Origin of the sequence: Wolbachia endosymbiont (group A) of Melitta haemorrhoidalis (assembly GCF_964273365.1) — a bacterium.
In the GTDB taxonomy this organism is placed as follows: Bacteria; Pseudomonadota; Alphaproteobacteria; order Rickettsiales; family Anaplasmataceae; genus Wolbachia; species Wolbachia pipientis.
Genome location: NZ_OZ187004.1, coordinates 1,079,370 through 1,104,662 on the forward strand (window position 1 = coordinate 1,079,370; position 25,293 = coordinate 1,104,662).

Sequence of the window (25,293 nt, forward strand, 5' to 3'; positions counted from 1 at the left end):
TGCTTGGTAAATTTCTTAAACATTTGCAGCGTAAGTTAGTTGCAATTAAAAGCAGCTGAATTTCGCTTGTCAAGCGTTTAAAACATAAAAAACGCCAATATTTTAAAGCGGATAATAACCACGGGGCTTCTTTTGCCTTTTTTTTCGTTTGGTAAATTTCTTAATGTTTATAGCTAAACGACAATCGTCATCCCGCTGCTTGTTAGCGGGATCTAGAGATACCGCGAATGAATCGCGGTATGACGGTTCGTGGCGGTATGACGGTTCGCGGCGGCATGACAATAAGCTCGTCATCCCGCTACGTGTTAGTGGCTGAGATACTGCGGCGGTATGACGTAGGATTGCTGTCATCCCGCTACTTGTTAGCGCCGCGGCGGCATGACGTCTTAACTATAGAAAACTTGTATAGATTTTTTCTACTTCTGTGATATCATAAGCCTGTAATGATAAAATAAGTAAATATGGATAAGTCAGCGTATGAGATCATAGAACATGAGTATGACGTGGTAGTAGTAGGTGCAGGTGGAGCAGGGCTCAGAGCAACGCTTGGGATGGCTGCAACTAATTTTTCAGTTGCCTGCATTTCTAAAATTTTCCCTACACGAAGTCATACAGTTGCAGCACAAGGCGGAATTAGTGCAGCTTTAGGTAATATCGGTGAAGACGATTGGCGCTGGCATGCATATGACACAATAAAAGGTTCAGACTGGCTTGGTGATCAAGATGCAATAGAATATATGTGTAAAAACGCTGCTAAAGCTGTTATTGAACTTGAAAATTTTGGCGTACCTTTTTCTCGTACAGAAGATGGCAAAATATACCAGCGTTCCTTTGGTGGAATGACAACTCACTTTGGTAAAGGAAAATCAGCGCAGCGCACTTGTGCGGCAGCAGATAAGACTGGGCACGCAATCCTTCACACTCTATATCAGCAGTGTCTTAAATTCAACGCTGAATTTTTTGTTGAATACTTTGTGATTGATTTAATTATGGATAGCGAAACCGGAGCATGCTGCGGAGTTCTTGCTTGGTCGCTATGCGACGGCACATTACATAGATTTCGTGCGCATAGAGTGGTGTTAGCAACAGGTGGATATGGACGTGTTTATTTCTCTGCAACAAGTGCGCATACCTGCACAGGTGATGGTAATGGCATGGTAGTAAGGGCTGGATTACCACTTGAAGATATGGAATTTGTACAATTTCATCCAACAGGAATATATGGCTCAGGGTGCCTGATGACAGAAGGATGCCGTGGTGAAGGGGGGTACCTCGTTAATTCTCAGGGCGAGAAGTTTATGGAACGTTACGCACCAAAAGCAAGAGATTTAGCTTCCCGTGATGTGGTAAGTCGCGCAATAACAATTGAAATTAGAGAGGGAAGGGGGGTCGGACCAAAAAAAGATCATATGTATTTAACTATAGCGCATCTTGATCCGGAAGTAATAAAACTCAGATTGCCGGGCATCAGCGAAACCGCAAGAACTTTTGCTGGAGTTGATGTCACTAAAGATCCAATACCGGTCATTCCGACTGTTCACTATAACATGGGTGGCATTCCAACCAATTATTATGGAGAAGTGATCACGCTGAAGCAAGGTAAGGAAGAAGTGGTAGATGGACTATTTGCAATTGGAGAAGCTGCATGTGTTTCTGTGCACGGTGCAAATCGACTTGGTTCTAACTCGCTTCTTGATCTTGTGGTTTTTGGTAGAGCTGCAGCGCTCAGAGCAAGAGAGAAACTAAAATCCGGTACACCACATAAAAAATTGCATTCAGACTGCACAGACTGGATAGTAGATAGATTTAATAAAATGCGATTTGCCTCCGGTGGGCTAAAAGTAGCAAAAATACGCAGCGAAATGCAGAACACTATGCAAAAGTACGCATCAGTGTTCCGTGTTGCTGAAGTTTTAGAAGAAGGCAAAAAAGCTATAAAAAAGGTAGCAAAAATGATGCCTGATATTTCACTTGAGGATCGCAGTATGATGTGGAATAGTGATTTAGTTGAAGCACTGGAGCTTGCTAACATGATCCCACAAGCGGTTATTACCATGGAATGCGCAGCTAATCGCGAGGAAAGCAGAGGTGCCCATGCTCGTGAAGACTTTCCTGAACGTGATGACAAAAACTGGATGAAGCACACTATAGCGTGGCTTGAAGAAAAGAAAGGGCAAATTAACGTAAAAATTGATTATAAAAAAGTGGCTGAAAAAACTCTGAGCGGTGAGATTGATTTCATAGCGCCAGAGAAGAGGGTTTATTAGTTACACTATCCCTACACAATTTTTCAACGAGTTTATTGATATGGCACTCATTTTAGTGTCTGGAGGACTCTCAGTATGCTCTGATTGATTTGATGATTTTTGCACCTCTTGCTCTTCTAAATCGTTGGACTTATTTTCTATATCTTTAACAGAGTTATTGCATTGTGTATCATTTTTTGGTGCGTTATCTTGAAGTGTAAGTTGCTTTTCTTCAGTAAACTTTCCTTTAATTTTTCCAAATCCTTCATAAATATTTTCTAAATTCAAGTAAATAAGATAACAAACTCCAATAACTGCTATAATAGATGAGGCAGTTGCAATTGTAATAATTCCTTGAGAAGCACTGAATATTGCTGCACAGGCTAAAGCAGCAAATACAAGCGTTGTCACTGCTTTACAAGCAACATTATTGACGTACTTCACAATATCGCGTGCTTTTAACTTCCTGCCAAAGTTGCACTTCAGTTCAGTTCTCATATCATCTGGAATAAGCGCTCTACCCATTGATTTCTCTATTCCTTTTATAGTTTTATAATACTCTTTGCTCCATAATCTTTCGGGTAGTATTAACTGCTTTGGGTCAACACCATTTTGCAATAATTTTACACAGAACTTGATCGTGTTATCACGGCTCTTAGGATTGACCAAATTATGTTTATCTTTTGTCGTCTTAGTAATTAGCGCTACTTGTAGTGGTGTGCGTTCTTTTTCGTTAGCGGCGTTTGCAGCTTTACTAAATTTCTCTTTTTCCACCGAATTTAAAATCAACTCTAAACATGTAACTTTTTGTTCTCCTTTGAATGAAGCAATATAGTGCAGAGCATTTTTTCCATCTTTATCTTGCACAGTAATATCTGCACCATTTTGTAGAAATAACTCTAAGGTTTTATACCTGCCAGTATCCTTAAATTCTTTTTTTACTACATTTTTTATTTTATCTTTCAATGAAGGCTCTTTACTCTTTTCTTGTATGCGCTGGAGTAGTTGATAGAGCGGTGTTTGCCCTTCTTTGTTTTTATCATTTACAGCTTTTATAAATTGCTCTTTTTGACCTGCTTTTAGCAATATATTGAGAAGTTCAAGTTTTTGTTTTGTTTCAGGTTTAACAATCAAGTGTAAAGCATTGTTACCATCTGTGTCTTTAAGGCTAATATCCGCCCCTTTTTCCAATAGTTCTTTAAAAAGTTTTTTATCACTATTTTTAATTACTGGATGTAATAGATAATTATCATTACTATCTGGAGTATTTATGGTATGTGGTATAATTTCTTTAATTTTTGCTTCTGTATTGATTTTTATTTCTGGCTTTAATTTAGATTTCTTTCCTTGCTCTGCTAATTTTTCTAAGAAATTACGGTAGTATGTCTTTTGCTCCTCTTTTAAGTTTTGTAATTCTTCTGTAGATAATTCTAAATTATCAGAGCTGGCTCCATGCTCTAACAATTTTGTAAGAAACTTAAGTGTGTTATCGTTACTTCGAATTGTATTAGACTCATGTTTTTCTTTTGTTACCTTGTTAATTAGTGCTACCTGAAAAGGGGTTTTTCCGTCCTGATTTTCACTATTAATGAGTTGTGCTAGATCTTCCTTGGTGACCGTTTTTATTAGGGTACCTAGAAACTTGCATTTCTGTTTCTTTTCCAATGACACGATAAGGTGTAAAATATTATTTCCTTTCTCATCTTTTATGCTGCTAATATCCGTACAATCTTTTAGATATTTTCTAAATTTCCTGTTATTTCCATTTTTGATCGCTTTTAGTAGTAGAGCATTGTTATTTGTTATTTCGTTGCTTATTTCTACTTCATGATCATCTTCAACATCACTGCCGTAGCCACTCTCTGTTTCGCTGTCCCTACGGTTGTGGGTAAAACAATATCTGCTATTATAAGTAATTTCTGAAATTGCTTGTCCTATTTCCTCTTTTTTTATAGGGTCTAGTTCTTTCGATATTTTTCTATTCAATACCGGAAGAAAGCATTGGACATAATACTTATAATATTTTTCTTGTTCTCTAAGTGATTCTTCTAATTTAGTTAGTACTTCAGAGCTAGCACCTTCCTCAAATAACCTTTTACACTTCTTGAGGGTTCCATCTTGACCTCTTGGTTTTTCACGCTTGTGTTCTTCTTTTTTTACCTTTCTCTCTATAATGCCATATAATTGTTCGTCTTTTCTATCCTGCTCTTGCTTTTTATTTTTATCTATGCATTCACCTAATTTATCTGCATTAGTAGTTAGTGCAGTTATATCTATACCCATACTAAAACCTCAATATTAAAAGCTATTTAAGTTGTCAGCACTAAACTAACAACCAAGAAGTTTGACTTTTAAATTGAGCTAAACGTTGTATATGTGATCAAAATATAGGTGGAAAGGCAGAAAATTAATTTCTGTGAGAAAATTTGCCGTCATAGTTAAACCTCACTTGAACAGTTGCTACTATTTTAACCATTTAATCTTAAAAAATAATAAATATAGCTAAACTGTGAAATGTGCTATTGGCTAAAATAGGATAAGAAACTATAGCTGCAAATATCCAAATTGATGTTTTTATCAGTCTTCCAGACTTGGTTTTTCTTTTAGTTTTTTAAGTCTTTCTTTATTTAGTATGGAGCTTATCTCTTCTACACTTTTATCAATATCATCATTGATTATTACATAATCATATTTATCACGTTTGCTTATCTCTTTTTGAGCTTCGGCTAATCTGCGCTCTATTTCGCTTGCATCATCACTATTACGCTTTTGCAAACGCAACCTAAGCTCTTCCATTGAAGGGGGAAGTATAAAAACACTCACAACTTTTTTTCTCATGAGCTTGAATAAGTGAAATGCTCCTTGCCAGTCTATGCTGAGTAAAACGCTTATTCCATTGCTTAAGTTTTGCTCTATAAAATTTCTTGGTATACCATAAAAATTCTCAAAAACTTTGGCATATTCAAGCATTTGGCCAGCTTTGCATAACTCGTGAAATTTTTCTTCGGTAACGAAAAAATAGTCTTTTCCATTTATTTCGCCGGGGCGAGGCTTGCGTGTAGTCATAGAAACAGACCTAACTAAATTAGTTGATTGCTCAAGTAATTTTGCTGATATAGTAGTTTTTCCAGCTCCAGAAGGGGAGGATAGAACCAATAATACGCCCTCACTTTTTACGGTCATTTTTCTTTGCATTTTTTAACATGGTGCTTTTTGGATCAGAGTTTAAAAAGCTAGAACCTTCTAAATTAGAATTTGATAAGTTGGTGCCAATGAGAGAAGAGTTATCAAAGACAGTATAGCGCAAATCGGTCTTTTCAAAATTTGCCTTATTCAAATTAACGTTTACAAACTTTGCTCTACTCAATGTTGAATTAGAAAAATCGGCATTTTCTAAATTCATATTCTTAAATTCAAAGTAAGAATAATTTACATTAAATTTTTCACCCTGTGATATTTTCTCTTGCAAATCTCCAATTGAAGTTATAGCATTTTCTAACCCTGCAAGTTTTTTCTGTCCTTGATTGTCAATCAAAATCGAATTATCAAACTTGCAATCTGTTAAATGAACATCAGCAACTGAACTTTTATATATGCTTGAAGAGTGAAAAGACATATCACTAATTGTTGAATTACTCAAATTGCTAAGAAAAAAACTAGTTTTCCTAAAGGCATTAGCGTGAAGCAAAGAAGATCTGAAATCGCTTTCAATAAAATTTGAATTAGTTACTTTTAAATTGGACCAACTCGAATTATCAGCTAATAAATTAAAGAATGTTGAATTTTCTATTTCACTGGAATCAATATTATGGCGAGAAAGTGTACTGTTATAAACTTGAGAGTCTTGGATTTTTATCTTATACATTGAAGTTGTAGAAAGGTCTGAATCTTCTATCTTCACATAGGTGAATAGTGAATGGTCAAAAAATGAGCCATTCATGTTAGAATTTGCAACTTTAGTATTATGAAACTTTCCGTGACGAATGTCAGCATTAGAGACATTAACTTGATGCAGTTCACTAAAACTAAAATCAATATTGGATAAATCAGCATCATGAAGATTTGCTTCAGAAACATATGCATGTTTTATCTTGGAACCATTTAGTATAGATTGAACAAAACTTGAATTATCGTCATTCACATAGGAAATTTGTGTGTTGCTTAAATCAGTTTCGTCGAAGTTACTGTTAATTATGATAGAAGAATTAAGGCAAGCATCGGAAAGATTGCTACCTGTAAAGTCTGATTCTTTTAACTCTGCACCATATATGTTAGCATTTTTTAATGAAGAAAATTGTATCTTTAATTTATATGCATCCACTCCAAAGAAACTTGCATTATCAAGGTTGTTTTTCTGCATAACAGTATCGTTTATTTCACTATCACTAAAATTTACGTGGCTAACATTCGAGTTTGATAAGTTGGAGAAATTCATTTTCACATTCGAGAAATTAGTATGCAAACCAATTACGTTGTGCATACTTACTTTTTTGAGATCGGAACTGATAAAATCAGCATAACTAACATTAGACTGATCAAATACGATATCTGTTAAGTTTGCAGAAACAAATTTTGTAAAACTCAAATTTGTACCTTTTATTTTAATGCCATGTAAATTAGCATTGGAAAAATTAGCACCACGTAAATCAACATCAATGAAAGACACATCGGATAAATCGGTGTTAGAAAAATCGGCACCAATCAGACTTACTCCATCAAAAACAGATTTACTTAGGTACAGTTGGTTAAAATTAGCTCCATTTAAGTTAGAACCAAAACCTTTCTTAAAATCTTCTGGCACGCCCTCTTTGTGGCACTGCACCAAAAATTCAGCAAAGTCTTTTTTACTGTAAGATACGTATTTTGCATCACGCAAAGCGTTTAAAAAATCACTAATCTGATTTTTTTCATCATTTGTTTCGTTTCCATAACATAAATGACCAACTAAAATTAATATCAAAAATCTAATCATCTTGCTTATCGCACTGTATTTCTTTCGTTTTCACAGCCCAATCGTACATTGCTGAGCTTTCTTTATTGTCTATTTTTCTATCCTCCAAAAGATGTGGCATCATTTCGGCAATCGCATTTATTATATTGATCTGCTTTTTTTCGATTGCTATATCAATTGGGGATTGAAAATTATTGTTAACTACTCTAAGATCAGCACCTTGTAATAAGAGAAAGCGCACTATGTCTACCTCACCTTGTTTAACTGAATAAATGAGAGGAGTATCACCCAATTTATTTCTAAACCTTAGTATCTCTTGAATTGTTAATCCAATTTTTTCTAGCTTACTTATTACTCCTCTTAAGCAAGTTAAGTTGTTCTTCTTAATGCAGTAAAAAAATTGCTTACTGTAATCATCAATAAACACAGTTGTAGGAAGATGCTCATTAAGGCTATCATATTGTCGTTTATATATTGACTTGCTTTGTATGTCTTTATGACCCCATTCTTTTATTGGTTCTCTGTTTAGCTTTGTCCATTTTTGTAAACTTTTCTTTTCACTTTGCTCTTCTTCATCTTTTTTAGTTATAGGTTTTACTCTATTGCGGTCCTTGGAATTACTGTTTGTTTCTTTCACTTTTTTTTCTTCAGACTGATTCTCTACTTTTTCTTTTTTTCCCTCTAATAATTGACTCGCATCACTTTTTGAAAGTTCATTATCTTTTATATCAATCTTCTGATCAGCTTGTAGATTTTTTTGCGGGTTAGCTGTATTCTCATTTAAATCAGCACTTAAAGGCAAAGGCTCTGGTTTCAAATCTTTATTCACTTCTTTATTGGCCACATTTGGTAAATTTTGAGCAAATTTGTCTGTGCTTCCTTCTAGCTGGTCATTTGGCAAATCTTTATCAATCCTTTCACCTTCACTTATAGTTTTTTCAACCACGAAAGCTTTGTTCTCGTTGTGTTGCAGTTTCTCTTTATCGGTAGTGCCGTCTAATCTTTTGCTCTCAGCCTCTTGTGTTTGTTTAGCATCGACGTTGCTTTTTAACTCATCTTTTTGATTTGTGCTATCTTGCTTCCTTACACCTACATTTTCGTTTTTATGAACTGATTCAATTTTCTTTTCTTCAAGCTGCTCTACGGCAAACAGGATGGGTGATCCGAATACGACAGCTAATAATATAAAATATAAAATATTCTTCATAAATATCCCAAGCATAAGCTTAATTAAAATGATACTATAATCAAATGATTAATCTACAGTAAAAAATGCCTTAGGATTTAATTTATAAAAAAACAATAGATTTTTTGTATCTGTTCAGGGGCATCGCAAATATTGAAGCAAAGTGGTCAGTGCTTACTGTACGAACATTGTGATTTGAGAGCAATCTCCGCTAGGGAGGATGTCATCCCAGTGCCCAGACACTGGGATCCAGAAAACTTAACTTTAAATAAGTGGCTGCATAATAAACTACACATTAAACCTAAAGTGCATTATATCGCCATCTTGCACGATATAATCTCTGCCTTCAAAGCGAATTTTTCCTGCGTCTTTGCAAGCTGATTCACTTCCATACTTTATGTAGTCTGCAAAGCTTATTGTCTCTGCTTTTATAAAGCCTTTCTCAAAATCAGTGTGGATTACACCTGCTGCTTTATCGGCTGTTGACCCTATTTTTACTGGCCATGCCCGTGCTTCTTTGGGGCCCACAGTAAAGAAAGTTATCATACTCAGCACTTCATACATAATACGCGCTACTCCATCAAGGCCTGATTCTTGTAAGCCAAATTCTGATAAAAAACTCTGTTTTTCCTCTTCACTATCAAGATTTGCAATATCTGCTTCGAGTTTTGCTGAAATGCAATAAAATTTGCTTTTATTTTCCTCCGCCATCCTCTCTACCTTTTTAGATAATTCATTGCCAGTTATAACATTTGTATCTTCAACATTGCAAACGTACATAACGGGCTTTGTTGTCAGCAATTGAAGCAACTTCATCTCATCTTCATTGATATTCTCCAAACTTCTTGCAGGTTTACCTGATTTTAAAGTAGCTAAAACCTCTTGCATTAATTCAAGTTGTCTCTTTAGCTCTTTATCACCTTGCTTTGCTTTCTTTTCCAATTGAGGAAGCCTTTTTTCTATGCTATCAATATCAGCTAGGATTAATTCCATTTCTACCACTTCAGCATCTGATATTGGATCTATTTTACTGTGTATATGGCTGATATCGTCATCCGTAAAGCACCTGAGCAGATGAACGATGGCATCAACTTCTCTGATATGGCTTAAAAATTTATTGCCAAGCCCTTCGCCTTTGCTCGCACCCTTTACCAGACCTGCAATATCTACAACTTCTAATTGGTTGTAGATTACCTTCTCTGAGCCTGCAATTGCTGCGATTTGTTTCAAACGTTGATCTTTTATCGAAATCTTGCCTATATTTGGCTCGATTGTGCAAAAAGGATAATTTGCAGCTTCGGCTGCACTTGACTCTGTAAGCGCATTAAATAAGGTTGATTTTCCTATGTTTGGTAACCCAACTATACCGCAGTTAAAACTCATATTTGCTATGTAAAATTATAACTATTGCATAATTTAAAAATTTCTGCTATACTTAATTAGTCGCTTATTGACAATTTTGTTGGTATAGTAATATATAGCTTAAATTAAGGTAAAACTATGACTACAGCTAAGAAACGGAAACTACCAAGTGACTTTCATGATGTTGAGGTTGGAATAAAAAGGCCCAGGATCTCAGGGCAAGAAATAACTCTTTTAAATAGTAACCCTTACCCTGACAATTTCTATGTAGGACAAGCAATTGGTAATGGAAGCTGTTTTTTTGACTCGTTCAGGCAAAGTCTAGAACAACAGAAAGGAGAGCAAGTTACTGTCGAAAAATTAAGAAATGATTGTAGGGAATTTGCACAAAAGGATCCACCAAAGTGGTTTACAAATGCAATTGTCAATAGTCATGATAACAATGGCCAGCACCGTAGTGAAACTGTAGATGATTATACAGCAAACATTATGCGTAACGATAGATGGGGTGATCCTGACGTTGAAGGCAGAATACTTTGTGAAAAGTATAAGGTAAAGCTACATGTTATAGAGAACCAGACTGTTGATAACCAAGATCTGTCTTTGCATGAATTAATAGACAATTCAGGTTCAAAAAGTGCAGGTGAATACAATAAAGTTGATTATGATGATAGTAGTATTGTGCATATAATAAACAAAGGCGGATTGCATTTCGAACCATTGCTTGATAGAAATAAAAGTTTAGCAAAACAACTGCAAGAGGAAACCAAACTTAAACAAGAGCAAGAACAAGAAGATTTCCTATTAGCAAAAAAACTGCAGCTAGACGAGATCTTAGAATATTGTAACCTTTCAAAGGATATCTCTGAGAGAGCAGAGGTTGAAAAGGGATTTGATAAGTTATTGGCAGAAAATGCTGATGGAAAAATTGGTGATGTTGTAGGGCAGTGCGTTAGTGATATAAAGCAGCGCATAGAGCAGCAAAACCCTTCAAGCCTACCAAGATGTAGTATGGAGGAATCAAGAACAGAAAAAACATTTCATCAACAACAAATATCACAATTGGAAGTGTAAAATAAATCTTCATAGCTCTGTATATTTTTATATAGGGCTTTTGCAAGCATTTCATATAATATGAACTTGCAGTACGTACTAACCTAAATGCAAGTTGACCATGAGACTAGTTTAATTATTGATGCCATAGAGGAATTTGGTGGTGAGGCTAGGCTTGTCGGCGGATGTGTGAGAGACTCAATTTTGCAGCGTGATGTTCACGACATCGATTTAGCTACTAATTTGCTTCCCAATCAAACGATTAAAGCGCTAAAACTCCGTAATATTAAAACTATTCCAACTGGCTTAAAACATGGAACTATCACTGCGGTTCTAAATCAAAGATCTTTTGAGATCACAACACTAAGGCATGATGTGAAATGTGATGGTAGGCATGCAAAAGTAGAATTTACCAATAATTGGCAAGCGGATGCTTCAAGGCGCGACTTTACATTTAATGCTCTGTATGCAGACAAGCATGGCCATATATATGATTACTTTGGTGGTATAGAGGACTTAAAAGCGCAAAGGTTAAACTTTATAGGCAACGCTGAAGATAGAATTAAAGAAGACTATCTACGTATTTTAAGAGCATTTCGTTTTCATGCAAAAATATGTGTCGGAGATTTGAGTGATGAAATACTCAGCGTATGCAAAAAGCATTCGCATATGATCCAAAACCTCTCTGGAGAGAGAATAAGAGATGAAATACTTAAATTGCTGGAGTGCAATGATCCTTTTCCAACACTTAAGAGCATGCAAGAATCTGATGTTTTGCAAAAGATTATCCCAAAAGAAGTAAAATGCGAAATTCTGTCTTCGCCACTTCTTTTGGGCACTGATGCACTAGTAAAATTAGCGTTACTCCTTAGGACTACTAAAAAAAATGACAGGCTAAGTCTTGGAGAATATGTAAGCAAATTTTTACGTCTTTCAAACAAGCAAAAGAAAAAGCTGCTATTTTTACTATCCAACGATATCAAAACAGAACTCTCAGAAAAAGAGCAAAAAAAATACATATCTTTATTTGGTAGAGAATTATATTGTGATTTAGTGAAAATTTGTGGTGTTGAGTCTGGAGAAAATGTTGATGAATACATTTCATTTGCTAACACATTCAATATTCCAAAATTTCCTTTATCTGGCGATGATTTAATAAGTATAGGTCACCAGCCAGGAAAAAGTTTAGGTAGAAACTTGGAATTGCTAAAACAACATTGGGAAGATAGCTCCTACACTTTAACAAAAGAGGAGCTGGTGCTTTATGCTAAGAGCCTATTCTAACTGCTTTCTGACTGTTCAATGAATGTATGCTTGCAATATTAGGGGAACTCATAGAGGAATTAGGTATATGTTCTTTTTTAGCTTTTTCTGTTAATTGATATTCGTTTACTCCTCCTTGAGTTTGATTACACATTCCCTGATCTGGAGATAAAAATTTATCTCTTATGCTTAATGCCAGTTGTAACTCTTGAATCTTATTTGAAAAACATTTCATTTTAGCCTCTGTTAATTTTCCTGTAACAATTTCTTTAAGCAATTCTCCTGAGTCGTTATTATTATTATTCTTGCTATTAAAGCTGTGCAAGATAGAGTCTACAATCTTATTTACCCCTTCTTGTTTGTTAAATTCTAATTTTTTTACGCATTTTCTAACAGAAGGTGACAACTTGGCTTTTAACGTGTCATCTCGTAGTTCTTTACCCATATTTTTTCCAATGTTACAATGTTCGTTGACAACTTCTTTAACCTTAGCTTCTATGATCTCCCTTGCGGATTGTTTCAAATTACTTTCTAATAATTCAAGCAGCTTACTGCTTTCAAATTTGCCATCATCTTGATTTGATAGAGACTTTATAGTTTCATTAAGCACGTTATGGCAAAAATGTTTCTCTTTAAATTCAGGAAAACCTTTTTTTAACTCCTCGTTTTTCCAAGATAAAAAGTTATTGAGACCCTTATCCCTAGAAAGCTTATTGGGCAAGTTTCGTAATTTTGAAAGAGTTGATTTTGCAGTAGATACTGTACTCACTGCACCTGCCTTTTTAGCCAATTGACCTTCTTTTGCTTCCTGTAGTTTCTTAGTGTCAGCTTTCAATTGACCTTCTAAATCAATCTCCAATTGTTGTTTAGATTCTTGAACACTTTGTAATTGCTTCCCCAAGTTCTCCATTTCACCCAATTGAGCAGTCAATGTATTCACACTTAATCGTAGAGCTTTGTTTTCATGACCTAAGTCACTGACTTTATTTTCTAATTCAGTATTTTTGTCTTTAGCCTGACACAATTTATCAGTCTGTGATTTAAGTAAAGCCACTAATTTGCTAGCTTGCCATTGTTGATTCAATTCAATTAATTTATCCTCCTTGTCCTTTAACCTACTCTTAAGTTCTATTATTTGTGCTTGCAGACTTTCATTATCTTTCCTAGTAGCTTCAATTTCTTCTCCTTGCTCTCTTATTATCATGTATTGATCAAATATAGTTTTCTGTTGTTCATCAACTTTATCCTGCATTGCTTTTTTATCTTGTTTGTATTTGGTTAGTTCCTCTTCTCGTTCGCCTGCATCTTCTGTAAGTCCCTTATAACTCTTTTCAAGTCCTTCAATTGCAGATCGTAATTCTCTATTTTCTTCTTTTAAGGAAGCATTTTGTAAACGTTCAAGTTCTAATTCCTGATTTATGCCCTCCAGCTGTTCTTCTAATGCTTCATCATCTTCCTCTGTTATCAATGCTACTCCATCAGTCTGAACCCCTCCATCTTTGTTTATCACTACACTTTGGCTCTCTTTCTCTACAACTTCAGGTTTTAAGTCAACTTGAACACTTCCATCTATTGTCTTAAAAGCATCAGTTTGAACTTCATTGTTTGCAGTAGTTTTATCGTAGTACAAAATATTTTCTGCCCATCTATTCCATCTCTTGGGCAATATTCGTCCAATCGTTTTTAGATATAACCAAGCAAATACAGTAGACCAGCTGTATTTTTTTTCCTTTCGCTTAATATTAATTTCATAATTAACCTTATTATTAATATTTAGCATAAAATTACCTTATTTTTTAACTTTAATTTACAGAAAATTTTAATAGTAATAAAGTTATATATATTAGTATAAATGTTAAACAAATACTAACACAGGTGTCAAATTATGGTAAAGTCTTTGCCCGCCTAATACACTTTAAGCAGAAATGTACATGTCTGCAAGTACAGCATTTGCTTTTTCTATCGCTCTTGCTAACACTTCCTGTTCATTGTTCTGATTTTTCACATTGATTACCTGAGCAGCCAAGTTTGCAGGAAAAGTGACCAAACTGACCTCCCATAATTCCACTTGTTTTAACACTCTAGCTCCACTTTTATGATCAACATCATACTCTATAGGTATATAGCCGATGGAAAGTCCGTTAATTGCCCCAGTTTTGAGCATCAAATACACTTCTTCTGCTTTCTGAATACCCAAAAGTAAATGTGCGGTTATATACAGGCCAACATCATTTTCATAAATATCTATGATACTACCTATAGGTTCGTCAGGATTATGCTGCCAAAGGAGTTTTATTTTATTTCTGTTTAAATTTTCCTTAAATGCTCCGGGCAATATCAGATCATTTTGTTTATCAACTATGTTAAAAACGCTCGCATAACCAGAAAATACACCGTTTTCTCCTATACTTTTTATTGACAATTGTGAATAGAGAAATTTCTTATTCATAAGGCCTCCTGTAGGTTATAGTATTGGGAATTCTGTTTGCACAACGCACTGCAATGTCAAATCTATTATATGCAGTTCTCTAAAAAGGGAAAGTATTTTTTTTAGTTACAAAATAATAAATGAGACTATGAAAGCAATAAAGATCCCAGCGTCACGCGCTGGGATGACAGTAGGAAAACTCAGATGTGAAAGCACTCAATAACAGTCTAGAAAGTATTGAGATATGAGAAAAATCTGTACTCAGGTAACATCAACAATTGATATCTCTAGACAAATTTGATCCTACTTTTACTTCTGACAGAATAGAGATAACGTTCTCTTGTATTTTTTTATATCTAGCGATTTCTGATTCATTTTTTTGCACTTCCAATCTATTATGGAGTAAACTAGAAACATCTCTTACTAACGTAGAAATGTTTTGTGCGGCCTTATATGCTATTGTTCCAATAATAAAGCTAGCAAAGGTATTAATTCTATCAGTAGTAAAATCAGAAAAGTTTGACATGTTGGCATGGAAAACAGGAATGCAAGTAAGACTACCAGGACCATTATAGTAATTACCTTTAATAGCATTAATAGCCATCAAACTCACAAAGCTAGTAATACACCCAACAATAAAAGGTCTCTTATCACTGTGTCTAAGGTCCAAATGTTGGAAAGCATCTCTTATATTAGTAATTCTGCGTATTATTTCGTAGATATGTGAAACCTTATACCACATGATGTTAAAATACGAACCATATCTTGATTGTCGTTTTCTGATGCAGAATATAATGCTGCCTCATCCTTATAATCACGAAAATTGACATCTCCTCCACTTGATCTATAAACGCTAATTATAAACTCTTCTAAGCTCATCTTATGATTTTCTTCCAAATACCTTGACACTTCCTTAAAATATTCTTTATCGGTAGCAAGTTTGTGTAGAAATGATTGGCCTGAAATTTTTTCTAATTGATCTATAATGATCCTCTGTAATAACATAATTAGCCTCCTATTAAAGTTTCAATACTATTGATAAAATGATACAGTATTATAGTTCTTTAGTCAAGGTGAATATTAATATATTAAGGTTAAAACTGCCAATTAGCAGTCAAAAGAATAAAATGAAATATCAAGTGATATCCTCTATAATTAAATTTTTTGAATGAAGAGATGACGGTTCGCGTAGGAATTAATGGTTTGGGTAGAATAGGCAGAGGCGTATTGCGTGCTATTTTCGAAATAGAAGAATATAGCAAACAAATAGAAGTTGTAGCTGTCAATGGATCGCTCAGTGCAAAGCAGCATGCACATTTGATTAAATATGATTCTGTTCATGGCAAATTCAGTGGTGATATTGATTTTAATGAGTCTCAAAATTGGATTTCTATAAATGGCAAAAAGTTTTCTTTATATAGAGAACGGAATCCTGAAAATATTCCTTGGAATGTTGATGTAATACTTGAATGTACTGGTGCATTCAATAAACGTGAAGAAGCAATAAGGCACAATGCAGAGAAAGTAATTGTCTCTGCTCCAGTTCCGGATGCTGATGTCACTATAGTTTATGGTGTGAATGACGATATGCTCGAAAAAGAGCATAAAGTGATATCAGCAGGTTCTTGCACTACAAATTGCCTTGCTCCGATTGTGAAAGTCCTACACTCCAGTTTAGGTATAAAAAGCGGTTTTATGACTACTATACATGCCTACACGAATGATCAAAATGTTCTTGATGGTAATCATAAAGATTTGCGTAGAGCAAGGGCTTGCGGATTATCTATGGTGCCAACTACAACCGGGGCAGCAAAAACAATTGGTTCTATAATTCCTGAATTAAAGGGCAAGCTAGATGGCACTGCCGTCAGAGTTCCGGTTAGCAATGTTTCTATGGTTGATTTTACATTTACGACTGATAAGAAAGCGACCGTTAAAGAAATCAATGAAATGTTTAAGGATGCAGCTCTCTCCTCTACGTCATTCCAGCGCGTGACGCTGGAATCTAATTTCTGGATCCCAGTGTCAGCTACTCGGATGACATCAGAGGGTACTAGGATGACAGAGGGTTATCCAATGTCAAATGTACTTTCTATATGCGAGGAACCTTTAGTCTCAATAGATTTTGTGCATAACCCTTATAGTGCAATTGTGGATTTAACTGGTACATATGTTACAGGTGATATATGCAGGGTTGCAGCGTGGTATGACAATGAGTGGGCTTTTTCGCTGAGAATGTTAGACATAGCATTATTGAGCTATAGTAAAGTATGAACTGGAACTCAAGCAAATACGCCTCATTTTATGAGCACTTTGCGGAACTCAGAAAAAGAGTTATCTTTTGCTTTCTATTTTTTTGCGTTGCTTTTGGTTTTTGTTATTACTTTAAGGAAAATATATACCGTTTTTTACTCGCACCTTTAATAGAAGCAACAAAAGGTAGCGAAGGTTTTTCTTTAATTTACACAGGCTTAACAGAGGCATTTTTTGTGTATCTCCAAGTTGCAATAATGAGCGCACTTTTGTTTTCTTTTCCTGTGTTTGCATGGCAATTTTATATGTTCTTAGCACCTGGGTTATATAAAAGTGAAAGGGCAGTGTTGTTGCCATACTTGATTGCAACACCGGTTTTATTTGTAACGGGAGCTACTGTAGTCTATTACTATATATTTCCTTTAGCCTGGAAGTTTTTCATCACTTTTGAACATAGTGGGAAATCTTTCGGTATACCAATAGAGTTTATGCCATCAGTTAGCGAATATTTAGACCTCGTTCTCCAATTTATGTTTGCTTTTGGCACTGCATTTCAAATTCCAGTAATACTCACATTAATGGTGAGAGTAGGGTTACTCACTACACAAAGTTTGTCAAATAAACGCAGAATCGCGATAGTGGTAATTTTTATTATCGCTGCAATCTTAACTCCACCTGATGTATTAAGCCAAGTAGGGCTTGCAATACCTATGCTGATTCTATATGAATTGTCCATTCTGATATGTAGGTATATTGAAAAAAAGAAGACAAAGATTTAAACAAAGAAATCCCTCTTATCTCCTTTATATCACATTTTTAACTTACAACATTCTTATTCAGGACTTAAATATGGAAATGTTTCATAAATTGATTGTAATACTTTGTTAAGTTCAGCCTTACTTTTGATGATCAATAATACTGTATCATCACCTGCTATAGTTCCTATAATTCCTATGTTTTTGCTATTATTTAATGAATAAATAACATACTTCTGATCTAGAAAGTAAGCTAGGCTGCTAGCTTGTCCTGGTTGAGTGTGTAGTACTATTAAACCAAAATCCGAAATTTGCATATTAAGTATTAATGGTAATCGATATTGGTTGATGTCAATTACTTTATACATACCAGCAACTTTGGCAATTTTAAGTTTTTTTAATTTTCTTGATAAAGTAGCCTGAGGAATGTTGTGCCCTCTTTCTTTAAGCAAGGTCTGTAAATCGCTCTGCTCTAAAATTTCGTGATTTTGAATAATATTTAAAATATGTTCACCTAGTGTGTTGTCATGCATTATGCATTTTCCTCATATTGAATATGTAATAAGTATATTTGAAATTATATTCATTATTTCTTGACTATTCAATTTTTAATGTCTATATTCATAAGATGAATAAAATATGAATATAAATTAGTAATATGAAAAAATATATTTTAAATGCTATTATAGTGATAAGTATTCTATTAACAGGATGCAAGGAAAATAAACACGATAATATCATTAGATTTGCAATTTCTGCAGATTATCCACCTTTTGAATATTATGAAAATGGTAAATTTACTGGCTTTGACATTGAGCTTGCTCAATTAGTAGCAAAAGAGTTAGGTAAAGAAGCGATATTTAAAGATATGCAGTTTAGTACTATATTTGCAGCATTGCAAAGTAATTCTGTAGATGCTGCTATATCTACTATTGGTAGCACAGAAGAGCGTGAAAAAAATTTTGATTTTTCAAATAGTTATTATACAGGGGAATTTGGTATTCTATATCACAAAAATAAACCCATAGCCGGTATAAACAACTTAACTCACAAGAAGATAGCCGTTCAACTAGGAACTGTCATGGAAATTTGGCTAAAAGAGCATGTTCCTACAACAGCTCAAATTATTGCTATAGACAATAATAATCAAGCTGTAGAAACATTAAAGTCTGGTCATGTTGATGGCGTCCTAATTGATGAATTCCAAGGTAAAGTATTTAGCAAAAAAAATCCTGGTCTATCATGGTCAGCCACTGCCAAGTTAGATGGTGGTTATGTTATTGCTGTGAATAAAGGATCTGCTTTAAAGGATAAAATAAACGAGGCATTAAAAAGTTTAGAAAGTAAAGGTGTAATACAAAAAATAGCAGAAAAATGGCTAGGAGATAACTGATGCAGGAATTAATTTCTAATTTCTTGTTTGTTGGAACAGGCCTTGCCTTTACTTTAAAATTATTGATTGGAGGACTGCTTTTAGGTATGAGTCTAGGAGGGTTATTTTCAGTACTCAGATATAATAAGATCTGTATTCCATTAATTAATGGAATTATATCTGTAATACGTGGCACCCCCCTTATATTACAGTTAAGTGTTGTTTATTTTATGACTCCAACCATTGCAGGAATTAAATTAAACATATTTAGTGCTGGCATTATAGCATTTGGTCTAAATAGCTGTGCTTATATTGCTGAGATTTTACGAGCTGGTATTGAAACTATATCAAAAAACCAGTTTGAAGCAGCTAAAACTTTACAAATACCTAGTTTCTATATGTGGAGAGATATTATATTACCACAAGTTATTAAAAATATTCTTCCTGCAATGATAAATGAGATCATTGCACTCCTTAAAGAAACGGCATTAATCTCTACTATTGGTGGTGTTGATATTATGCGCTCTGCGCAAATGCTTGCAGCAGAACAATTTACTTATTTTATACCACTTTGTCTTGCTGGGGCTTATTATTACGCTCTTGTATTACTAATTGAATATATAGGCAAAAAGATTGAACAGAAAGGTATATATGATAAAAATGCATAATGTTTGTAAATTATTTAATAATGTTCCAGTACTTAATAATATTAACCTGATTATAGAACAATCTATAGTTGGTCTTGCTGGTCCTTCTGGTAGTGGTAAATCAACATTGTTACGTTGTATACAAAAACTCGAAGTTTTAGATTCTGGTAGCATTGAATGCAATGATAGTACTGGTTTTGTATTTCAGGATTTTCAACTTTTCTCACATATGACTGTCTGGGAAAATCTTACATATGCTCCCAAACTTAAAAACAAAACTCAGGATCAAAGTGATTCACTACTTGAGTCTTTGGGTATTGCCTCTAAAAAAAATGATTACCCTAGTAATCTATCCGGTGGGCAAAAACAGCGGGTTGCGCTTGCCAGAAGCTTAATGATGAATCCAAGGATTCTATTATGCGATGAGCCAACGTCTGGTTTAGACGTAGCAACAATAGTCGACGTTGTGGAACTATTACAATCAGTTAGAGATATGGGTATTACTATGATTATCGCTTCTCACAATTTGGATTTTTTAACAAAAATATCAGATCGGATTATTCTGTTAAAAAACGGAAAAATAATTGTAGATATCAATCCTAAAGAAATTGATGAACCAACAAACTATTTAAAAAATAATTATTAAAAGAGAATCACTCATATCATACTGAGAGCTATAACAGATTTTAGCATCGAAAATTACATAATATACATTATGGAAAATAAATTACATAATATAAGAAGCAACGCTAAAAATAAAATCACATAATATAGCAAACTATAGCTAACCCAAGAAAGGTTTTCCTACGTCATACCGCCGCGATATCTCAGCATAGATTCCGCTAACAAGTAGCGGAATGACGAATTTTTGTTTTTCAAACTGTCGGTAAATCTAAGTCAGTTTAGCTATATGTGTCAAGCACTGGGATGACACCCTCCTGATGGGCCAAAATCACAATGTTCGTACAGTTATGGAATGAATCGCGGTATGACGTGTTGCTTTGATCAGCTATAAAGATGATGCTGCGGAAGTTTTTAGTACTTGCTCGCAACTTTCAACAATTTAATAGCACTGGTGTTTACAACCTCTCCGCCGACACGCTTAGTGACAAAAAACCTCACATAAGGTTTATTCGTATAAGGGTCTCTTAATATTCTCATTCCTCTGTTATCTACAATCTTATAAGCTTGTTTGAAATCTGCCATCGCAATTACTGGTAGCTGATTGTTTGGCGCTGGTGGCATATCGGCAGATTGATATACTGGTATTCCCATTAAAGTATCTGGAGCTTCAAGCGACAGACTTGGCTGCCAGAGATACTGACCTGTTTGAGATTTTAGCAGCCTGATATCCTTCAACGTACTCCTGTTCATCAAAAATGACGCATTTTTGGAATAATATTCGTCCAGAGAGTAATACAACATCATTATTGAATCACTATCTAATTTTTCAGTTTTAACTTGCTCTATTTTATTATAACTGTTTCCATTTTCATAAGCTAAAATTCCTTTTGGTTGAAAAGTGCCCTCACCCTTAATGAAGGCTTCGCTTTCTTCCTTACTAAAAGTCTCGGCAATCTTTTCCACCAGCCAACTCTCAACATCGACAAACGCATCATCGAGTAACTTTTGTGATATTTGTGGTTGAGCATATAACTCGTAAGTTGTGACGGAAATCTTTTGGATTTTGGGCGTGTCCGTATCTTTTGCAAAATCATACTTAGACTTATTGCCACCGTCCTCATCATCTACTGTTTCACTGCTCCAACCTGCACCGGCGCGGTCAAAATCTTCTATAATGTAATCCAATGTTTCAGTAGAGATTCTTTGACTGGAGCATATTTGTCGCATTGGGGACGAATCAGTTACGCGCTTGTTTATGCGTTTTACAATATGCGGAGTAACTAGATACCCCCCGATATCACTGTCATCTCCACTGAGGGTTTTGTGTGATAAACCGCTTTCCATTCCCTTGCGGATATAATCAGAAAAATATTTATCGCTTGTGCTAAAATCTGTATTTACTTCTGGGCGTTGAGCTGCAGTTTCGATCAAGTCTAAACGCTCTTTGCAACTATCAATGGCATTATTTACCTTGCATAGCTGCTCAATTGTTGCAGAATCAGCACGCCCTTTGCTTTCAATTTCTTTTAGTTTGCGATCATTTATTAATTTAAATTGCTCCCATGATGAAGCGAGTTCATTGATACGGTGAGCGATATCGGTAAGTGACATAATAGCCTCCTTTGAAAATGAAATAAAAATGGAAATAAGGTAATAGGAATGGCATCCATAGATGTTTCCCACAGTTGTACGAATATTGCAATATGGTACATAGTAAACGATGTCATTCCAGTGCTTGACACTGGGATCCAGCTTCTATGCAACTTAATTAAAAACGTTTGTTTTAGCGTAAGACAACTACCTTTAGCTCATCAGCTCAGTTATAAGCAAAATTTCTGGATTCCAGTGTCAAGCACTGGAATGACATCATCTGTTGTGCAATTTACCTTTAAAAATGAATATCCGTACAGTTATGTGCTTGGCACTGAAATGGCATCATTTTTTATCTGTTGAAAATGTAAACCGAAAAATAGCGTGGCACTTTGTGCCACGCTTAGTACTGTAAGCTTAATCCAGTAATTAAATTAAGCGAGGTAAAATAAAAGATAATGACACTATATAATGTTCGTTCTTTTATGTCAAGCACTTTTTTGAATTTTTTTGGTGATAATTTTTATCCAGTTATTTTATTATTGTAGTATAATTTCAATGCCAGATACTATCATTATGATCACTATCTAAATTTAAATCGTAATTATCATCAAATTTATATATCCCCTCCATCTCTTCTCTATGCAATTCATGTGAATCACCTAAAGCTTTTTGATTAGAAACGTCAACACAATACTGTAACAGTGCTCTTAATGCTCCAGCACTATCTTGATCTAAATTAAAATTGCTAAAATCAAATTTCTGCATATTCTCCACATGTCCTTCTCTACATAACCTACATATCTTAGCAAAAGCCCTTTCACTTTCTCGACTCCAAGCATTAAGAAAGTAAGGATCTACTACTTTGCTAAATTGTTTCTCTATCTCTTTAAGAGAGCTCTCTGGATTAAGTTCTAATATTACTTTGAAAATCCCACTGCCATGGAATCCATAAAATTTACTAGATAAGCTATCTTTTACAAAATTAACTGCATCATCTATTGTAACGCCAGAGCGAGATTCAAATATCATCTCAAATGCTCCATAACAACTATCAATACCAAAATTAATTATTTTTTCCATAAAATCAATTACCTCTTCTAAGGAAATTTGTGGCTTATTCCTCAAGATAACTTCTAAACTCTTGACAAAATTATGCCCATGCTGACCCATAGCATGGGTTTTCCCATTTATTGTATAATGATATAGCTTCTTATTTTCTATTATATGCTTATTGCACTGGTAGATATGTAGCTTATTCAATTTGCCAGAATATTCCTCTATTTCCTTATCTGGTAATTTTGAGCGGAATTCCTTGATTACTTCGCGTATTATTCTATTGATATTACTCATGCTTATTCCTAATTAATATGTTAGTATTTTTATAAATTAAGTTATTATATTAAAATTCTTTCATGGATTTCAATATTAGCTCCGCACTACTTGTAGTTTTTGTAATGGGTCTGCCAATGACGATATAATCAGCTCCTGAATTTATTGCTTCTTTTGGTGTTGCTGTTCTTTTTTGGTCGTCATGACCTGGATCTATACGAATTCCTGGAGTAATAATTTTAAAGTCTTCACCGCATTCTCGGCGCACTTCTTGAGCTTCTAGTGCAGAACAGACTACTCCATGGAGTCCAATCTTTTTTGCAAGCTTTGCAAGCAAAATTACCTGTGATTTTGCCTCTCTTGCTACTCCAAGCTCGTTTAAATCCTCATTGCTCATACTAGTTAGCACTGTCACTCCAATCAGCTTTATTTTTGTGCCTTGCACTACACTTAGCGCTTCTTCAAGCATTTTTGTCCCACCGCTGATGTGCAGAGTTAACATTTCAACGTTCAGAACTTTTATTACTTCAACTGTTTTGGCTACAGTGTTTGGAATGTCATGCAATTTCAGATCTAAAAAAATTGGTACATTGCATTTTGCAACTTCTTGCACTCCAGAAAGACCTTGAGCAGCAAAAAATTCTAATCCCAGCTTTACCATGCCAACTTTACCACGCAGAGCATTAGCTAGAGAAATAGCCTTATTTAAGTCTTGTGTATCCAGTGCGCATATTATTGGGTTCATTATCTTGCATGATTTATCTTATAATAAGACTCATTGTTGTGTTTTGCAAATACTTTCACTCTGATTACGTTCATAAGATTCTGTCAATAGTGAATTTGGCAATTTGATCGGAGTGGATGAGCGACTTGCATATCCAAGATCCTCCAGTAAACAATCAAACGTTTCCTCTGATGGTGATTCACATCTAGAATCTTCACCTAGCGTGAATTGCATAATTTCCTTCAATATAAACTTTATTTTTTGAGTCTCCTGTAATATTATTTTTCTACTACGATCTCCGATCGCTTCATTATTGTTTACCAATTTTTCTACCTTGTCTACCACAGATTCTAACATTTCCGGTAAATAACCCTTTTTCTCTTCTGCATTTCTCAACAAATCTTCTTCAAGTTGTTCTATTTGACTGTCTCGCTCTAAAAGTAAATTTTTTAAACCTTTTACCTCATTGTTACAATCTTTTCTTATTCCGTCTAACTCAAAAGACTGATTTTCAATTAAACCATTTGCTTCATCTAACTCGTCAAATTTCTTTTCCAATTTTTTAGATAAATTTTCCTTTTCTTTATTGATTTTTCTGATTTCACATTTTAGGTCATCTAATTTTGTATGCAACTTTTTTTCTTCCTCATATAATATATCTCTTTCTTTATAAAGTGTGTCTTCTTTCTTACGTAATATATCTCTTTCTTTATAAAATTTGTCTTCTTTCTCGTATAACTCCCTTATTTCTTTACGTAATTTTTCTACTTCCTCATTCAATTTTTTATTTTCTAATTCTTTGCATTGATTATTGTCTATTTTCCCTTTCAATTCTGTTATACGTTCTTCTTTTTCTTGTAACTGTTCACGTAAACACGAGATTTTAAGATGTAATTCTTCTTCTCGTGCAACAAGCTTATCTATTTCCTCTTTTGTTTTGTCCAATTCATTGTCTATTTCAAACGTACGATTCTTTGCTGTTTCTAATTTTTTCTCTAAAGATTCTTTTTCTTTAAGAAAAGATTTTCTCTCAGCTTCTGACTCATTTACTTTCTGATTCAATTTTTTTGCTCTCTTGTCTAAATTTTGCTTCTCTCTAGTTAATTCATGTAATTGATTCTTCACTTCTTTGTTTGCAGCTTCTTCAGCTTCCTTTCCTAGAGTTATTTTATTTTCCAACTCTTGCTCTTTTTGAGCGAATTTATTTCTCTCAATCTCTATTTTCTTATTATTACGAATTATTTTATATAAAAGTGCAAGCACCAAAACAGATAATGTAGCTAAAGCAAGAATTAGAGGAAGAGGCACATTAGAAGTTACAATAAGCGCTAAAGATGTAAGTAACGTAAGAGTAGCTAAGGAACTAGCTACAAAATAAAATGCATTAGCCTCACTAAGCAAATTGCTCATTACTCCCCTCCCACCACGGACAAAACTCCAGCAGTCTTGTATATATTTATTAAAATTCTCTTATCTGTGGAGGAATTATAGTGCTGCACCTACAACA

The 25,293-nt window shown here is 34.5% G+C and carries 24 protein-coding genes; 9 read left to right on the forward strand and 15 right to left on the reverse strand.

Features of this window, described 5'->3' with window-relative positions:
- The first annotated feature begins 461 nt into the window (after positions 1-461).
- Entirely contained in the window at positions 462-2,267 is a 1,806-nt protein-coding gene (gene sdhA, locus ACICPZ_RS05510) for a succinate dehydrogenase flavoprotein subunit (RefSeq protein WP_213862922.1), read from the forward strand.
- Here sdhA and ACICPZ_RS05515 read toward each other — a convergent pair whose 3' ends face one another.
- The 6 genes from ACICPZ_RS05515 to ychF all read right to left on the reverse strand — a co-directional run bounded on the left by ACICPZ_RS05515 (position 2,268) and on the right by ychF (position 9,766).
- Entirely contained in the window at positions 2,268-4,529 is a 2,262-nt protein-coding gene (locus ACICPZ_RS05515; protein WP_395462157.1) for an ankyrin repeat domain-containing protein, read from the reverse strand. It lies immediately after the preceding gene.
- A gap of 294 nt (positions 4,530-4,823) precedes the next feature.
- The gene (gmk, locus tag ACICPZ_RS05520) at positions 4,824-5,429 is read right to left on the reverse strand and encodes a guanylate kinase (protein WP_015588988.1); all 606 of its coding nucleotides are present in this window, start codon (positions 5,427-5,429) and stop codon (positions 4,824-4,826) included.
- Positions 5,413-7,218, reverse strand: a complete 1,806-nt coding sequence (locus tag ACICPZ_RS05525; RefSeq protein ID WP_070356815.1) for a pentapeptide repeat-containing protein — start codon at positions 7,216-7,218, stop codon at positions 5,413-5,415. The genes gmk and ACICPZ_RS05525 overlap by 17 nt, the downstream gene beginning before the upstream one ends.
- Positions 7,211-8,404, reverse strand: coding sequence for an ankyrin repeat domain-containing protein (locus ACICPZ_RS05530; protein WP_070356816.1), 1,194 nt, complete (start codon positions 8,402-8,404; stop codon positions 7,211-7,213). Before ACICPZ_RS05530 ends, ACICPZ_RS05525 begins: the two co-directional genes overlap by 8 nt.
- Before the next feature lie 146 nt (positions 8,405-8,550).
- Complete coding sequence (locus ACICPZ_RS06545; protein ID WP_410529689.1) at positions 8,551-8,679, reverse strand: hypothetical protein; 129 nt, start codon at positions 8,677-8,679, stop codon at positions 8,551-8,553.
- Positions 8,672-9,766, reverse strand: coding sequence for a redox-regulated ATPase YchF (gene ychF / locus ACICPZ_RS05535; RefSeq protein WP_264373810.1), 1,095 nt, complete (start codon positions 9,764-9,766; stop codon positions 8,672-8,674). Before ychF ends, ACICPZ_RS06545 begins: the two co-directional genes overlap by 8 nt.
- A 117-nt stretch (positions 9,767-9,883) precedes the next feature.
- Between ychF and ACICPZ_RS05540 the strand changes: the two genes are divergently transcribed.
- Positions 9,884-10,819 (forward strand): hypothetical protein, encoded by a 936-nt coding sequence (locus ACICPZ_RS05540; protein WP_264373811.1) that lies wholly within the window; start codon positions 9,884-9,886, stop codon positions 10,817-10,819.
- Between the two features lie 87 nt (positions 10,820-10,906).
- Positions 10,907-12,082, forward strand: a complete 1,176-nt coding sequence (locus ACICPZ_RS05545; protein WP_264329701.1) for a CCA tRNA nucleotidyltransferase — start codon at positions 10,907-10,909, stop codon at positions 12,080-12,082.
- Here the strand turns inward: ACICPZ_RS05545 and ACICPZ_RS05550 are convergent.
- The 4 genes from ACICPZ_RS05550 to ACICPZ_RS05565 form a co-directional block, all read right to left on the reverse strand.
- The gene (locus ACICPZ_RS05550; protein ID WP_264373812.1) at positions 12,066-13,841 is read right to left on the reverse strand and encodes a hypothetical protein; all 1,776 of its coding nucleotides are present in this window, start codon (positions 13,839-13,841) and stop codon (positions 12,066-12,068) included. The genes ACICPZ_RS05545 and ACICPZ_RS05550 overlap by 17 nt on opposite strands.
- Before the next feature lie 135 nt (positions 13,842-13,976).
- Positions 13,977-14,510, reverse strand: coding sequence for an HK97 family phage prohead protease (locus ACICPZ_RS05555; RefSeq protein ID WP_264329698.1), 534 nt, complete (start codon positions 14,508-14,510; stop codon positions 13,977-13,979).
- A gap of 250 nt (positions 14,511-14,760) precedes the next feature.
- Complete coding sequence (locus ACICPZ_RS05560) at positions 14,761-15,093, reverse strand: hypothetical protein (RefSeq protein ID WP_044471216.1); 333 nt, start codon at positions 15,091-15,093, stop codon at positions 14,761-14,763.
- 104 nt (positions 15,094-15,197) lie between these two features.
- Positions 15,198-15,494, reverse strand: a complete 297-nt coding sequence (locus tag ACICPZ_RS05565; RefSeq protein ID WP_264329697.1) for a hypothetical protein — start codon at positions 15,492-15,494, stop codon at positions 15,198-15,200.
- A 171-nt stretch (positions 15,495-15,665) separates the two neighbouring features.
- Here ACICPZ_RS05565 and ACICPZ_RS05570 point away from each other — a divergent pair, with 171 nt between their 5' ends.
- Together ACICPZ_RS05570 and tatC are read left to right on the forward strand one after the other, a co-directional pair.
- Positions 15,666-16,763, forward strand: coding sequence for a type I glyceraldehyde-3-phosphate dehydrogenase (locus tag ACICPZ_RS05570; RefSeq protein WP_264329858.1), 1,098 nt, complete (start codon positions 15,666-15,668; stop codon positions 16,761-16,763).
- Positions 16,760-17,521: a twin-arginine translocase subunit TatC gene (gene tatC, locus ACICPZ_RS05575; RefSeq protein ID WP_264329696.1), complete on the forward strand. Its 762-nt coding sequence runs from the start codon at positions 16,760-16,762 to the stop codon at positions 17,519-17,521. Before ACICPZ_RS05570 ends, tatC begins: the two co-directional genes overlap by 4 nt.
- A gap of 53 nt (positions 17,522-17,574) precedes the next feature.
- Here tatC and ACICPZ_RS05580 read toward each other — a convergent pair whose 3' ends face one another.
- Positions 17,575-18,030, reverse strand: a complete 456-nt coding sequence (locus tag ACICPZ_RS05580; RefSeq protein WP_010081874.1) for an arginine repressor ArgR — start codon at positions 18,028-18,030, stop codon at positions 17,575-17,577.
- 125 nt (positions 18,031-18,155) lie between these two features.
- On the opposite strand from ACICPZ_RS05580, the gene ACICPZ_RS05585 reads away from it, so the two are divergent.
- The 3 genes from ACICPZ_RS05585 to ACICPZ_RS05595 are packed head-to-tail and all read left to right on the forward strand — an operon-like array spanning position 18,156 to position 20,162.
- Positions 18,156-18,890, forward strand: coding sequence for an ABC transporter substrate-binding protein (locus ACICPZ_RS05585; RefSeq protein WP_264329695.1), 735 nt, complete (start codon positions 18,156-18,158; stop codon positions 18,888-18,890).
- Positions 18,890-19,537, forward strand: a complete 648-nt coding sequence (locus ACICPZ_RS05590; protein ID WP_007548901.1) for an amino acid ABC transporter permease — start codon at positions 18,890-18,892, stop codon at positions 19,535-19,537. The genes ACICPZ_RS05585 and ACICPZ_RS05590 overlap by 1 nt, the downstream gene beginning before the upstream one ends.
- Complete coding sequence (locus ACICPZ_RS05595; protein ID WP_227738583.1) at positions 19,530-20,162, forward strand: amino acid ABC transporter ATP-binding protein; 633 nt, start codon at positions 19,530-19,532, stop codon at positions 20,160-20,162. Before ACICPZ_RS05590 ends, ACICPZ_RS05595 begins: the two co-directional genes overlap by 8 nt.
- A 389-nt stretch (positions 20,163-20,551) precedes the next feature.
- Here ACICPZ_RS05595 and ACICPZ_RS05600 read toward each other — a convergent pair whose 3' ends face one another.
- The gene (locus ACICPZ_RS05600; protein WP_065094900.1) at positions 20,552-21,751 is read right to left on the reverse strand and encodes a phage major capsid protein; all 1,200 of its coding nucleotides are present in this window, start codon (positions 21,749-21,751) and stop codon (positions 20,552-20,554) included.
- 48 nt (positions 21,752-21,799) lie between these two features.
- Between ACICPZ_RS05600 and ACICPZ_RS05605 the strand changes: the two genes are divergently transcribed.
- Positions 21,800-22,093, forward strand: a complete 294-nt coding sequence (locus tag ACICPZ_RS05605) for a hypothetical protein (protein WP_010962608.1) — start codon at positions 21,800-21,802, stop codon at positions 22,091-22,093.
- A gap of 192 nt (positions 22,094-22,285) precedes the next feature.
- Here ACICPZ_RS05605 and ACICPZ_RS05610 read toward each other — a convergent pair whose 3' ends face one another.
- The 3 genes from ACICPZ_RS05610 to ACICPZ_RS05620 are packed head-to-tail and all read right to left on the reverse strand — an operon-like array spanning position 22,286 to position 25,196.
- Entirely contained in the window at positions 22,286-23,083 is a 798-nt protein-coding gene (locus ACICPZ_RS05610) for a hypothetical protein (RefSeq protein WP_264374173.1), read from the reverse strand.
- Between the two features lie 49 nt (positions 23,084-23,132).
- Positions 23,133-23,807, reverse strand: coding sequence for an orotidine-5'-phosphate decarboxylase (pyrF, locus tag ACICPZ_RS05615; protein ID WP_264339403.1), 675 nt, complete (start codon positions 23,805-23,807; stop codon positions 23,133-23,135).
- A 30-nt stretch (positions 23,808-23,837) separates the two neighbouring features.
- A complete protein-coding gene (locus ACICPZ_RS05620) occupies positions 23,838-25,196 on the reverse strand; it encodes a hypothetical protein (RefSeq protein ID WP_264706241.1) in 1,359 nt (452 codons plus the stop codon).
- Between the last annotated feature and the right edge of the window lie 97 nt (positions 25,197-25,293).

Coding starts and splice junctions, on each gene's coding strand:
- ACICPZ_RS05595 (WP_227738583.1), top strand. CDS start 19,530: ATGCATAATGTTTGTAAATTATTTAATAATGTTCCAGTACTTAATAAT.
- ACICPZ_RS05530 (WP_070356816.1), bottom strand. CDS start 8,404: ATGAAGAATATTTTATATTTTATATTATTAGCTGTCGTATTCGGATCA.
- tatC (WP_264329696.1), top strand. CDS start 16,760: ATGAACTGGAACTCAAGCAAATACGCCTCATTTTATGAGCACTTTGCG.
- ACICPZ_RS05545 (WP_264329701.1), top strand. CDS start 10,907: ATGCAAGTTGACCATGAGACTAGTTTAATTATTGATGCCATAGAGGAA.
- ACICPZ_RS05620 (WP_264706241.1), bottom strand. CDS start 25,196: ATGAGCAATTTGCTTAGTGAGGCTAATGCATTTTATTTTGTAGCTAGT.
- ACICPZ_RS05565 (WP_264329697.1), bottom strand. CDS start 15,494: ATGTTATTACAGAGGATCATTATAGATCAATTAGAAAAAATTTCAGGC.
- ACICPZ_RS05555 (WP_264329698.1), bottom strand. CDS start 14,510: ATGAATAAGAAATTTCTCTATTCACAATTGTCAATAAAAAGTATAGGA.
- ACICPZ_RS05600 (WP_065094900.1), bottom strand. CDS start 21,751: ATGTCACTTACCGATATCGCTCACCGTATCAATGAACTCGCTTCATCA.
- ACICPZ_RS06545 (WP_410529689.1), bottom strand. CDS start 8,679: ATGTGTAGTTTATTATGCAGCCACTTATTTAAAGTTAAGTTTTCTGGA.
- ACICPZ_RS05590 (WP_007548901.1), top strand. CDS start 18,890: ATGCAGGAATTAATTTCTAATTTCTTGTTTGTTGGAACAGGCCTTGCC.
- sdhA (WP_213862922.1), top strand. CDS start 462: ATGGATAAGTCAGCGTATGAGATCATAGAACATGAGTATGACGTGGTA.
- ychF (WP_264373810.1), bottom strand. CDS start 9,766: ATGAGTTTTAACTGCGGTATAGTTGGGTTACCAAACATAGGAAAATCA.
- ACICPZ_RS05580 (WP_010081874.1), bottom strand. CDS start 18,030: ATGCATGACAACACACTAGGTGAACATATTTTAAATATTATTCAAAAT.
- ACICPZ_RS05515 (WP_395462157.1), bottom strand. CDS start 4,529: ATGGGTATAGATATAACTGCACTAACTACTAATGCAGATAAATTAGGT.
- ACICPZ_RS05525 (WP_070356815.1), bottom strand. CDS start 7,218: ATGATTAGATTTTTGATATTAATTTTAGTTGGTCATTTATGTTATGGA.
- pyrF (WP_264339403.1), bottom strand. CDS start 23,807: ATGAACCCAATAATATGCGCACTGGATACACAAGACTTAAATAAGGCT.
- ACICPZ_RS05550 (WP_264373812.1), bottom strand. CDS start 13,841: ATGCTAAATATTAATAATAAGGTTAATTATGAAATTAATATTAAGCGA.
- ACICPZ_RS05585 (WP_264329695.1), top strand. CDS start 18,156: ATGAAAAAATATATTTTAAATGCTATTATAGTGATAAGTATTCTATTA.
- gmk (WP_015588988.1), bottom strand. CDS start 5,429: ATGACCGTAAAAAGTGAGGGCGTATTATTGGTTCTATCCTCCCCTTCT.
- ACICPZ_RS05570 (WP_264329858.1), top strand. CDS start 15,666: ATGACGGTTCGCGTAGGAATTAATGGTTTGGGTAGAATAGGCAGAGGC.
- ACICPZ_RS05540 (WP_264373811.1), top strand. CDS start 9,884: ATGACTACAGCTAAGAAACGGAAACTACCAAGTGACTTTCATGATGTT.
- ACICPZ_RS05605 (WP_010962608.1), top strand. CDS start 21,800: ATGGCATCCATAGATGTTTCCCACAGTTGTACGAATATTGCAATATGG.
- ACICPZ_RS05560 (WP_044471216.1), bottom strand. CDS start 15,093: ATGGCTATTAATGCTATTAAAGGTAATTACTATAATGGTCCTGGTAGT.
- ACICPZ_RS05610 (WP_264374173.1), bottom strand. CDS start 23,083: ATGAGTAATATCAATAGAATAATACGCGAAGTAATCAAGGAATTCCGC.